Here is a 12,290-nt window from a genome sequence, read left to right on the forward strand (position 1 = left end):
ATCGTGCAGTGGATTCAAGAAAATCAAGTGAAAATATTATCGATGTGTCGTGAGGATTCTAAAAAAAATGAAAAAATTAATTTGAGTGATTGCATTGGAATTGTAACTCCTTTTGCTGCGCAGGGGAACGAGATTCGTTCGACGCTTTATGCACATGGATTAAAAATTGACAAAGTTGGAACAATTCATTCTTTACAAGGTGCAGAACGGCCAATTATTATTTTTTCATCGGTGTATACTACTTTTGAAGGGCAAGGGACCTTCTTCTTTGATCGATCAGTGAACATGTTGAATGTGGCGGTATCCCGGGCGAAGAGGTCATTTTTAGTTTTCGGCGATATGGACATCTTTGATGCATCCAAGCCCAGCCAACCCTCAGGTCTGTTGGCACGATATCTCTTTGCTCGGAACGAAAATAAAATTTATACAAGCCAATGTAAAATGGAATAGCATGAATTAGTCATGGTATGTTCAATGTGATTTGTGAAGCGTTCGTTTTTGCTCAATTCATTGATTCAGCAGCAACAGATTCTCATTTAGTTTTTCGTGTAAAAAGTTTATGCTTGTGTATCTTAAAAAATTTTGTAAGTTTTATTTAATGCTGTTAACGACAAAAAACTTAGGTAGTGTTTCTTAACTAATCTCTTTGTTGGAAATAAAAATGGCTTATATCCTTTCTCTTGCGACCGAGTCTCCCGATTACTGCTTTCAGCAAGAAGTTATTGCCGAAAATATGGTAAAAGGACTTCGTTTGTCTTCTGAACAGTCAGAAAACTTGAGAAGGCTTTATCGCAATTCTGATATTCAGACACGTTATTCTGTCATGCACAATTTCGATTCTCTTTATAAAGAACCTACATCGAAACAACGCAATGAGATTTATAAAGAAGAAGCTCCTAAACTTGCTATAAAAGCTGCTAAAAAGGCTTTGGTGGCTTGGCAAAAAAATCCTCTTGAAATCACTCATGTTATCTCCGTCTCGTGCACAGGTATGATGGCTCCTGGAATTGAATATTATTTAATCAAAGAGCTAGGGCTTCGACCTTCGGTCGGACGTGTAGGTGTCAATTTTATGGGATGTTTTGGGGCTTTTAATGGTATCTCAGTGGCTAAAGCGCTGGCGAAAGAAAACCCTAAGCATCGCATATTGCTTGTTTGTACGGAGCTTTGTTCGTTACATGCGCAAACAGACCTTTCTTCAGATACTCTCTTGGCCAATGCACTATTTGCTGATGGAGCGGCTGCATGTATTGTAGGTGGGGAGGCATCCGAAAATTATCTTTGGGAAATAGTCGAGCGCTCTTCTCTTGTATTGGCTGATTCCGATCATGCCATGTCGTGGGAAGTAGGAAATAGTGGGTATTTTATGAAGCTTTCGTCGAGAGTTCCTGTGTTCATAAAAAAGCACATTGTTGAGTTTGCCAATGGGCTTTTGAAGCAAAATTGTTCTTTCGAAGAGTGCCACTGGGCCATTCATCCCGGAGGAAAGGCCATTATTCAGGCCATTGAAAAAGAATGTGATCTTCTCCCTGGTCAAACAACAAGTTCTTGGGAAACTCTTAAGCTTTATGGAAATATGTCTAGCGCTACTTTTTTATTTGTCCTAGAAAAATCTTTGAAAAATCGCCAGAAATGGACCGTTGGGATTGGATTTGGTCCCGGACTTTCTATAGAAGGCCTACTTATGAGATCTTAAAATGTTCTTTTCTAAAAGATCGATGGAACTAGAACTGATTGATTTGGGGCCATCCCATTATTCTTCGGAAGAATATCGAGATTGTTTGGATAAGCTAAACAAGGTCGGGAAATATTTAGGAGGGGACCATGCTAGTTTTTGTGCCATGCAACAACTATCTTTTTCTCCCGCGTCCATTCTCGATGTTGGCTGTGGAGGTGGGGGTTTTACGCAAAAATTGGGACGTTTTTACAAGGAAGCGACTGTTAGAGGAATTGATATCTCTCATGAGGCTATTATATCTGCACAAGAACATAATAGATGCCCAAATGTTGTCTTTGAATGTCGTAATCTGAGTGAAATACCAACAAAAAGCTATGATATTGTGATTTCTACGCTTGTTTGTCACCATCTCTCCGATGCAGACTTAATTGCATTTCTTAAAGAATGCTTACGTGTGGCTAAACAAAAAGTGATTGTTAACGATCTTCATCGGCATCCTCTTGCTTGGTTGGGATTTTCACTCTTAGCGCCAATCCTTTTTAAAAATCGTTTAATCACTCACGATGGATCTCTTTCTGTTAAAAGAGCTTTCAAACGAAAAGATTGGAGATATTATTTACAGGTACTTCAAGTTCAAGGTCATCTTTCATGGTATTGGCCCTTTCGATGGATTTTGACAATGGATGCACAATGAAGAAAATTATTATTGTAGGGGGAGGTGTTGCAGGATTAAGCGCTCTAAATAGACTCATCGATCTTGGGATTTCTGCAACATTGATTGAGGCTGGAAGCTATCCCTCCCATAAGATATGTGGTGAATTTTTTTCTCCTGAATGTTTGCCCATTTTAAATAAATGGAATCTTGCACCAGCTAAAAAAATTGAGTGCGTTTCTTTTGTGACAGATAGGCATACTCTGTCCTTTTCTCTACCTATTCATGCAAGAAGCCAATCTCGCTTTGATTTTGATCAAAGCCTTGTGAGGAGAGCGGAAGAAAAGGGAGCCAAAATCCTCACGAAGACAAAAGTCAAGGATATTGGAAGGAGCTCCATCGTTTTGGATAGTGGAGAAGAGCTTTCTTACAGTGATCTGTTGATAAGTTCTGGACGTTTTTTCGGAGCTTCTTCTATTCCTTGCTACATCGGTATCAAGGGGCATATGAAAGGCATAGAAATAAAGAATGGTTTAGAAATGTATCCATTTTCAGGAGGCTATGCTGGACTTTCTTCCATTGATGACGATTATTCCAATTTCACATGTCTAATGTCTATGAATATGCATCGTAAAGAGGATCTCCTTCAGAAGCTTTTTGAAATGGCCCCTCATTTACAACGTCGATTGCAAAATGGACATCTCGCATTTGATAACTGGATGACATGTCAAATCCCTGCTTTTGGCATAAAAAAAACACCCCAGTGGGCTAATACTTATTTTATAGGGGATGCAGCCGGGACGATTCCTCCAGCTTCGGGCTTAGGGCTTTCTATTGCCATTACGTCAGGTTATATGGCTGCCGACTACGCCGCACGCGGCGATAGCTTGGGATTCCAAAATGCCTGGTATACTAAATATAAGGAGGTGTTTACTTATGGGCATCTATTACATCGATTATTGACCACTCCTTTAGCATTTCGTTTTGTTGCCTCAATCGCAAGATTATTCCCCTCATTACCTCTGATTTTATTTGAGAAAACTCGATTTTTAAGCAAAGAAGATTAGATATTATTTTAATCTTTTTCCTGCTGCACTCTTCAAAAAGTTTTCCAAACCAATAATTGTAGTTTCATCGCGGTAGACGAGGTGTTTCTGCATTGCAATGCATTTACGCATGTGCGAGCGTTCTTCAGGGTGACGTCCCAGAGAAACGGCACGTGCTATATAGTCATCTTCTGACTTAGCGATGCAATCACTCATACCCATCAAAGAGAGAATGGCTGTTGTATGCCGTGAACGCATCAATAAACCTGGAAGGGTCACAATTGGCAAGTTATGGGCAAGAGATTCTAGGGATGAATTGCAGCCTGACCAGCCTACACTATCTAGAAATATGTCCATTAAATGTGTAACATCTTCAAACTCTTTACCATTCAGTTTTGGCAAAAAGACACAATAGTCGTTCGCACGTAGACCAAAACGTGCAAAAGTTTTCTCTAGGCGATTGCGAAATTGATGTGCGATCATGGGCATACTTTCAACGAAAACAAGTTGTGCATTTGGCACATCGCGCACGATCTTCGCAAATATTTCATCATTGCAAGGATGGTATTTAATGGGTACTTGACAGCACCAATAGAGAATGGCTTCTTCACGTAAACCAAAGTCTGTGCGTGAGCGTTTCTCGTAGGTAATGGTGGGCGGATCATAATAAATGGACAAATTAGGAAGACGAATAAGTTTTTCCGTATAGTTGTCATCTCCATGAGGAGGTTCCATAAGCACCGAACTAAGGAAATAATCAATTGTTTGTAGCCCTGAGGTATCAGGATGTCCCCACGACGTACATTGCACGGGAGCTAGTCTCAATGCAGCAAGACGCATAGTCATGGAGTCCATACCAATCTCAGGAAAGATGAGAATATCGAGCTTATCCTCTTTAATACTGGCACAGTATTCTTTGAGTGTTTTAGGCCCCACTGTGAGGCGTTCCAAGTATGTGCGGGCTTCCTCTGTAACTTTATCACACTCACCGCTTGTATGGTAGCCAAAGAGTGCAAAATATTTGTGATTGATTTGTTTAATCCAGCCCTGGATATGCGTTTTCCAATTCGAATGGAATTTAAAGAAGCCAGAGACAATTCCTACGCGGATACGTTTATCGGAAGAATGCTTGATAAAAGGATGCTCTAGTTCCCATTTAGGAAAACGTGCGGCGACGAATTTCGCAATGATGTCTCCGTAAATGGTTTGTAATAGTCGATCATCTTCTCCCTGGTATGCCAGTAAAAATGGTTGACTTAATCCAACACAAAACATGGCTTGTGACAGTTCCTCGGCTGTTGATTCCATGCATAGATCGTGTAGTTCGAGGAGCTCTTGCTCATATCTTGTGCGTACAAGAGTAATTTCCTCTTCGTTTTCATAAATAAAGGGAAGATGGGCAAAACAGAGAATAAAGCGTGCTGCGATGTGATTTGGATGAATTGTAAGAATGCGTTCGCAAATGGCTACAACTTCTTCGTTCCGATGAATTTGAAATAAACAAATGCCTAAATTTAGAAGGGCTTCTAAGTGAGAGGGAGCCTGGCTGATTACTTTGCGAAGTAACTGCTCGGCGGCATCGAAGTCTTTAAGTCGCAACATCCCTATACCAAGATTATATAATCCCTCAATGTGATCTGGATAAAGTGTAAGTAAATGTTGTAAGGGGATGAGGCTTTTGTCAATTCTGCCAAGCGATAGAAGGGCAACACCCGAACTAAGTAGCGCTGCAGGGTAATCTGCATTTAAAGCTAAGGCTTTATTGGCTGTTGTAAGGGCCTCTTCAAATTGTTTCGTTTGAAGAAGAGTCGCTGCCAAGTTCGCATGATGAAGGGGATTGTTAGGATCTAAACGAACAGCCTCGGTAAAATGCTGAATGGCAATTCCAGGATGATTATTTTGAATGGCAATGAGTCCGAGAAAACTATGTGGTACAGGATTCAATGGGTTTGCCAGAACAATCATTTCAAAGAGTTCTTTGGCTTTTTCTAACTTTCCAGCTTTGTGAGCTTCTATTGCCAAGGTTAAGATTTGTTGAATATCTGGATACAAGGAAAACTCGTGAAATTAAAGATTTTAAAATAAAAATTCAGCGTAAATCAACCATATAAACTTTTCAAGCCTTAGTCAAATATGTTATTCTTGAATTATGGATGAACAATTAAAAATTGATGTCACACTTGTGCGCCGTTTGGTGGCCACTCAGTTTCCGCAATGGAAGACCTATTCTATTAGGCCTGTTACACTCAGTGGATGGGATAATAGAATCTTTCACTTGGGGGAAAATATGCTTGTGCGTTTACCAAGCGCTGTGAGCTATGCTATGCAGGTGGAAAAGGAGCAGCATTGGTTGCCCAAACTGGCCTCGTGTCTTCCCCTTCCAATTCCCGTCCCATTAGCACTTGGAGAGCCCACAGATGATTATCCATGGAAGTGGTCCATCTACAATTGGTTTGAAGGCGATACCGCTGCATCTGCACATATAACGGATCTTTGTGGCTTTGCTGCTAGCCTTGCTCAATTCCTCCTAGCTTTACAATGTATTGAACAGAAGGGGGGTCCTCTGGCAGGGCTCCATAGCTTTTATCGAGGAGGATCGCTAGCGATCTACGATGTCGAAACTCGGAAGGCGATCATCTCCTTAAAAGGGAAGATCGATATCAATGCTGCACTTGATGTGTGGGAGACGGCGCTTGCGACTCGATGGCATCGTCCGCCAGTCTGGGTCCACGGTGATGTGAGTGCAGGAAATTTGTTAGTGAAAAATGGGCAATTGAGCGCCGTTATCGATTTTGGACAGCTCTCGGTTGGTGATCCTGCCTGTGATTTGGCAATTGCCTGGACCTTATTTGAAGGTGAAAGTCGTGAAGCTTTCCGCACAATGCTTCCACTCGATTCCGAAACATGGGCACGCGGTCGTGCTTGGGTTCTATGGAAAGCTTTGATCGTTGCATCCGGCCTCACGCGCACAAATGCTATCGAAGGCGAGCAATGTTGGCATATCATAGAAGAAGTACTTGAGGATCATAAGCACAAAACGTGAATATTAGTTTCCCTTTACACTAGGAAAAATTCGGGAATCTCCTTATGATTTCACGACAGAAGTAAAAGACGTAGGATAAGTCAGATGAAAATTGTTGTGGATAATCAAATCGTAAAATTTTTGGCTCATGATACCGCCAAAATCGTCAAAGATCCCTTTCTATCCAGTTCGGGCAATTATATCCATTTTGGATGGTCTTCTTTGCTTGAATATCTAGAGCTTGGATCCATATTTTCAAGTCTTCCTGTATTCGACCAAACTCAACCTGTTTTCAAGGCATGTATTTCGGTTTTGTTCGGCAATGAAGCAAAAGAAATTTTATATATGTATGATCGTCTTTTTGCAGAAAATCTGAGTCAAATCCAGGATCTTCCATCAATTAAAGCTGCTTTCCTCCTTCAAAAAATGCAAGAACAGCGTCAAAAATCTTCTTTTCCAGAAGTGGAGAAATTACTTTTACCAACTTTAGCTTCATATGAAGTTGCATTAAGGGAGAATACTTCTCGCACGATGCGCGATCTAATTCTCTATCTCGCATGGGATCGTATGTGTGTATGTATGGCCCATTTGTTTGATCACCAATCTACCGATCCTAATTGCATTCAAGGGATGCAAGTTTTAAAAGAATGTTTGATCGAATCCTATCAACATATTGCTCAACAAGGGCAGACAGTTCCTGGTATTTATCGGATGATAGAGTCTCTTTTTTTTTACGAAATGCGAGACGAGAACTTACAGAAGCACACTTCCGCGGAGTGGTCAACATTAAATCATAGCTTTCGAGCTCTGAAAGCACAAGATGCGTTGATGGACTTTTTTTATATTGATGACGCTATTATTGCTCGGGAGAACCTGCACACGGAAGAAGAGGCTTTCACGTATTATCTAACCTTGGATTCTGCCGATAAAGTCAATGCTCGGCTTGCTTTAGCTCAATGTATAATGAATAAATTGAATTCTGAATTTCCTAGCTGGGGCTATGTTTTGAGACCAATAAATCCCGAATTTCTCCATATTGTCTCCTAACTTGCTTTGGCTCTTTAAGGCATCCGCCATTTCATATAATATGATATCTATGAAGACATTTATCACCGATCAAGAACTCGATGCATGGCTTGCAAGTCATGATTATTTCGAAGACGGATATATTTTGCGTGTTGATTTCCAACCATTAAAAATCAATGTAGGTTATACTGTAAAAGGGAATTATAAAGCGTATTCTGAACAGGAGATTGTGGCATTCCAACTCATCCCCGGCAAAATCTTAGAATGGACTTGTCTTCATGAGGATTTTACTCCTTCCCAAAAATATATCATTGATTCCATTCAACCATTAGCATTCCAAGGAGGCATAGGGTTAAAAGTGCCTGGAATATTGACGCTTTTAACTGACCGCTTGACTATTACTGAACCAGAGATTATTAAGACAACGTTTCAACCTTGGCTAAGTGATCGTGAAATCTTCGTTTCTTTTGAGATGCATCAAATTCCAAAACCAATTTTTTGGAAACAAAAGCTTGATGCATTAGGCTATCCAATCATTTTTCGCTATTATGCAGGGCCTGCTATGCATTCAGAGGAACTTCCTTATCCTGATTACACTGGGTATTTCATTCAAATAGCCGATAGAATAGCTGAATCTTCAGAAGGTATCTTTATTCAACATTTATCAAAGGAAGAAGAGGTTATTTCATTTCATTTTGTAAATATGGATGAAAAGCTACAAAACGTGTGGAGTGCCTTAATGAGCATTTTTTCGGACCTTTCTTTTGTTAAAATACAATCAGGCAATTGCGAATTTTCAGGCCTAGAATGGAAAAAATTATTGGAGGGTCATCTCACAGAACAAGAAGGCTTAATAATCGATTGTATTTCAGATACACATGGCCAACATGAAAAACTTCAACTTCCAGGTGGTGATATTCTCATTCATGCGGGTGATTGCACATCTAATGGTGAACTAGATGAGGCTTTGGAGTTTTTAGATTGGTATAAAGCGCAAAATTATGCGTATCGAATATTGGTTGCTGGTAATCATGATTTTATTTTCGAATTGATACCAGAGTTGATGGATGAAGAATGTAAAAAACGCAATATTATCCTTTTAAATGACTCAGGATGTGAAATAGAGGGTATTAAAATATGGGGAAGTCCCGTCCAACCTTGGTTTTGTGATTGGGCATTTAATCGTCAGAGAGGTTCTGATATCAAAAAACATTGGAATTTGATCCCAAAAAATACAGAAATTTTGATTACTCACGGTCCTCCCTATAAAGTTCAGGACGAAGTTAAAAGTAAGGATGAATTTACCGCTCACGTTGGTTGCGAAGACTTATATGAAAAAATTGTTCAAATGAAAATAAAACTCCATATTTTTGGACATGTGCATGAGGGCGCCGGATATGTTGCCCTCGATGGTCGAATTTTTGTTAATGCTTCATCTTTAGACAGCATGTACAAGCATAGAGATCCTGGATATATAAGAGTTGTTAAAAAGGAACATGATTATTCTGTATTAACAGCGTAGCTAATGAAATTCTTTAGAACTTAAAAAGAACTGAATGGATAATCCACCTTCAACTCGCAACGGGCTCTGTTGATTGCTAAGCACAGCTTACTACCTATGAAGTCTGCTAATGCACCCACTTCATCAACTTTCGCAAAGCGTTGAATCAGTGAGCCAGGTCTAATGGTCTTAAAAAAAGTCATCTTCAATTTGCTTTTGAGTGATATTGCAACATCGGCTACAAGTTCTTCTGTTCCCTCAAAGTTTGTAAGACCAGGTATGGAATTGACAGTAACGCCTGTGCCTTTAGTCATTCCTAATGAATCATTTAGGTTGGAATGCTTACACTTGATTCGTTCCAGATAAAAATAATGCGACCTCAATTTTGACTTAATAAATTCCGAGGTTATTCGTGAGAATGAATCAAAAGGTACAGCGAACAACTTTCCTTCTATCAGCTGAATGTCCACTGGTTTAGACTATATCACCTCGTGAGCTATACCCAAATACCGGATGTTGAGCTTGATCACTCATGCCACTTTACCTTTCTTGGCAAAGTATGCTACATTCGCTAATAATGAAAATTTGACTTTCAGTTATACACAACGCAACATGATATCCCATGCTTAAGAGTATCCAAACGCTTTACCACACCTTTTTGTTTTATGGTGGTGTATTACTTTGTCCTTTTTCACCAGGAACTCTCGCCTGGAAATTATTTAAAAATAAAAAGGGAAAAATTCGATTAATGTCGAGGGATTTGATCTGTGATACTGAAACCCTCATAGCCTTGCCAAAAAGTGAGAACTCTCTTGATGAATTTACTACAGCATTTTCTCCTTTCATCCCTCTTCTGACGTTAAATGGATTTTCTTGGAAGTTACGCCGGAAAATTCTTACAGATGGACTTAGAAAAATTGACATAGATAAAGATTTCAAGTTCGATCTGCCTCTCAAAAAGGGAGATATCTACTGGGATGTTTTTGAAAGATTATTTCAAATTGGATTTGAATTGATTTTTGGGCGAGCAGCCACTTCACTAGAATTTGATGATATGTATCTAGGTATTCTAGATATCAATCGTCTGATTAAAAGACATACAGGTTCTCCTGACATTGGAGTCCGTTGGAAATTATATCATCGTGTTGTGATTCTTCTATCAGAAGAGAATAAAAAATTTATCTTTTCAGATTCGAATGAATTTAAAACCCTCAGTGAAATTGATCGAGTTTCGATTGTTGTGGAAGATCTTTTGACTAGCATTTGCATTCAATGCTCAGACTTAATCTGTCACCTACTTTTGCTCTATTCATCCTATCCAGAGGCTTTTAAAGCTAACTTGGATAATTGTATCCATGAAACTTTACGCCTATATCCTCTGACAGATATTTGGACAAGGAAACCTGAGGAAAGTGAAAGAGGCTGGATTGCGTCCCTCATCCAACTTAATCGAAGCGGATGGAGTGAACCAGATCATTTCAAACCTGAAAGATGGAATTTAGAGGATCATCCTCAATTGATATCCTGGGGGTTTGATTCCAGAAGTTGTCCTGCGAGTAGAATTGGTTACAACTTATCAAAGAAAATGATTCAAAAAGTTCTCCTAAATGAAAATATCTGGATTCTGCCTGCTTCAAATTTTAAACATAACAGAACCTTTTTAGAGGGTTGTCAAGTATGGATAGGGGAGGGGATGAAACCACCCTCATTAAAATGGAAATTCAAGGGGCAGTGGACCAATCAGTTTCATCAATGGATTTTTAGCCGTCTGCGTATGCTAGATCAAGGTGAATTATGGTGAAATTTCTCATTGGTAGTTTCTTGACTGCATAATTTTTGCATTTCTGATTGCACACATAAGCAAATTGAAGAGGGATAGTCAATTATTCGGAAGAAAGCATGTGTCTCGGAAACGTCAGTAATTTTTTAAATATTATCGGTTTTTTCTCCACCTCCTTCGACCCACAATAGCTCAATTAATTGTAATATTTTTCTGTAAGCATCTAGATCTTCCTGGTGGATGTCTTGTCTTAATCGAAGGACGGTTTGATCTTGTTGTGTGTCTGAATCTTTTTCCTGATTAATGATTCTATCCATGACTCGCTGGTGGGGATGTTGGATTTGATGTAATAATTTTTTCTCTTTAATCTTGCGCATCGTCTGTCTATATTCGACTAGTTGACTGTTTACAATATGTTTTTCCAACGCTGTTTTTGCTTTATTCTTTTTTTTGCCGAATTTTACTTCTTTTTTTGGATGTTTTCCTATTTTTACCCGTAAAAGCACTTCTTCTTCCTTTAATCCCATTTTGACCCGTTTATAAAGGGATGCTTTTTCATAATGAATGGTTGGGTCTCTTTTATTTGTAATAATTCCCTTGTTTTGGGGATTTTCAAAAGCTTTCATGGACTTCAAATTCCATCCAAAAAGGCGAATGAAAAAGGACATGAGTTTCCCTTTTTTAGCTGCGACGGCAGCTGCAAATGAACTAAAAGAAGATTCTGATAGCAGAGGGCCTTTATGCTGCATTTTATCATGTAGTTCTGCTGCAACTCCCCCACCCATAGAATGGCCATATAACATAATATTTTTAGAATTAACACCTTTGCTATGCAAATATTCAAGAAGCATTTCACCATCTTGCACCAAATCTTTCGTATTTTTGGCTCTTCCTTTGTGCCCCTTATTATCTAAAATTTGACTATCTCCAACACCACGATAATTAAAAGTTAAAACATGGGCATTGGTATCTTCTGCAAGCTTTTTTAAGGCATCTAAATGCTTTTCGTATTGAGAGTTCATGCCATTAAATATCACGATCCACTTATCCGATTCAAATTTCGGATGAAGTGCAAAGGAATCTAAAACAATTTTTTTGTCGGCAGATTCAATTTTGATTGAGGATCCAAATCCAGCCTCTTCGAGATTCTTTTTTTTTGCTGCTATATTCTCTTTTGTATCGTTAATTTTAGATTTTAGGATTTTATTGCCAATTTTTTTCCCAAAGTGCTCTCTTAACGCTTTTATAACTCCAATCGAAGCTTTCTTAATTTTTTTATTTGAATGGGAAGGAGCTTGAATAGATGAGCAAGTAAAAATTTCAATATGATGAGTGGATGACCTTGCTGATTCCGTAGGGTGCATAAATCACCTCTTAATGATTTAAATGAATAATATGTTTTATTGTTTATTATACAAATGTTTTATATAAAATTCATTTGTTTTTTTAGTTAACTAAGTAATGTTGTTTATTTAGTTAACTAATGTAAGTTGTAAGTAACTAAATTAAAATAAATTTTAGCTCTCAATAAAAAAGGCCTCGAATCCTTAAATTGTTTTGCACAAACAAAAAATAGGGACCGAAG

General features: G+C 38.8%; 11 protein-coding genes. 8 read left to right on the forward strand and 3 right to left on the reverse strand.

Going from position 1 to position 12,290, the window contains the following annotated elements; all coding sequences use genetic code 11:
* Positions 1–3 precede the first annotated feature (3 nt).
* The 4 genes from AOM43_RS00740 to AOM43_RS00755 all read left to right on the forward strand — a co-directional run bounded on the left by AOM43_RS00740 (position 4) and on the right by AOM43_RS00755 (position 3,397).
* On the forward strand, positions 4–450 hold the full coding sequence (locus AOM43_RS00740; protein WP_059358663.1) for an AAA domain-containing protein: 447 nt from the start codon (positions 4–6) through the stop codon (positions 448–450).
* Positions 451–661: 211 nt separating this feature from the next.
* Positions 662–1,696, forward strand: coding sequence for a type III polyketide synthase (locus AOM43_RS00745; protein WP_059358664.1), 1,035 nt, complete (start codon positions 662–664; stop codon positions 1,694–1,696).
* Position 1,697: 1 nt separating this feature from the next.
* Positions 1,698–2,372 carry a methyltransferase domain-containing protein gene (locus AOM43_RS00750; RefSeq protein ID WP_036746354.1) on the forward strand — a complete coding sequence of 225 codons (675 nt, stop codon included), beginning with the start codon at positions 1,698–1,700 and terminating at the stop codon, positions 2,370–2,372.
* The gene (locus AOM43_RS00755) at positions 2,369–3,397 is read left to right on the forward strand and encodes an NAD(P)/FAD-dependent oxidoreductase (RefSeq protein ID WP_006341744.1); all 1,029 of its coding nucleotides are present in this window, start codon (positions 2,369–2,371) and stop codon (positions 3,395–3,397) included. Before AOM43_RS00750 ends, AOM43_RS00755 begins: the two co-directional genes overlap by 4 nt.
* A gap of 3 nt (positions 3,398–3,400) precedes the next feature.
* Here the strand turns inward: AOM43_RS00755 and AOM43_RS00760 are convergent, their stop codons facing one another.
* A complete protein-coding gene (locus AOM43_RS00760) occupies positions 3,401–5,428 on the reverse strand; it encodes an O-linked N-acetylglucosamine transferase, SPINDLY family protein (RefSeq protein WP_059358665.1) in 2,028 nt (675 codons plus the stop codon).
* Positions 5,429–5,525: 97 nt separating this feature from the next.
* Here AOM43_RS00760 and AOM43_RS00765 point away from each other — a divergent pair, with 97 nt between their 5' ends.
* The 3 genes from AOM43_RS00765 (at position 5,526) to AOM43_RS00775 (ending at position 8,946) form a co-directional block, all read left to right on the forward strand.
* The gene (locus AOM43_RS00765; RefSeq protein ID WP_006341742.1) at positions 5,526–6,419 is read left to right on the forward strand and encodes an aminoglycoside phosphotransferase family protein; all 894 of its coding nucleotides are present in this window, start codon (positions 5,526–5,528) and stop codon (positions 6,417–6,419) included.
* Between the two features lie 84 nt (positions 6,420–6,503).
* On the forward strand, positions 6,504–7,445 hold the full coding sequence (locus AOM43_RS00770; protein ID WP_013925018.1) for a hypothetical protein: 942 nt from the start codon (positions 6,504–6,506) through the stop codon (positions 7,443–7,445).
* A 49-nt stretch (positions 7,446–7,494) separates the two neighbouring features.
* Positions 7,495–8,946, forward strand: a complete 1,452-nt coding sequence (locus AOM43_RS00775; protein ID WP_059358666.1) for a metallophosphatase domain-containing protein — start codon at positions 7,495–7,497, stop codon at positions 8,944–8,946.
* A gap of 20 nt (positions 8,947–8,966) precedes the next feature.
* Here AOM43_RS00775 and AOM43_RS00780 read toward each other — a convergent pair whose 3' ends face one another.
* Positions 8,967–9,239, reverse strand: coding sequence for a Rossmann-fold NAD(P)-binding domain-containing protein (locus tag AOM43_RS00780; RefSeq protein ID WP_059358667.1), 273 nt, complete (start codon positions 9,237–9,239; stop codon positions 8,967–8,969).
* Between the two features lie 308 nt (positions 9,240–9,547).
* Between AOM43_RS00780 and AOM43_RS00785 the strand changes: the two genes are divergently transcribed.
* A complete protein-coding gene (locus AOM43_RS00785; protein ID WP_059358668.1) occupies positions 9,548–10,726 on the forward strand; it encodes a cytochrome P450 family protein in 1,179 nt (392 codons plus the stop codon).
* A 125-nt stretch (positions 10,727–10,851) separates the two neighbouring features.
* On the opposite strand, the gene AOM43_RS00790 is transcribed toward AOM43_RS00785, so the two are convergent.
* Positions 10,852–12,069 (reverse strand): serine aminopeptidase domain-containing protein, encoded by a 1,218-nt coding sequence (locus tag AOM43_RS00790; protein WP_013925013.1) that lies wholly within the window; start codon positions 12,067–12,069, stop codon positions 10,852–10,854.
* Positions 12,070–12,290 lie beyond the last annotated feature (221 nt).

The sequence above is a fragment of the Parachlamydia acanthamoebae genome (assembly GCF_000875975.1).
In the GTDB taxonomy this organism is placed as follows: Bacteria; Chlamydiota; Chlamydiia; order Chlamydiales; family Parachlamydiaceae; genus Parachlamydia; species Parachlamydia acanthamoebae.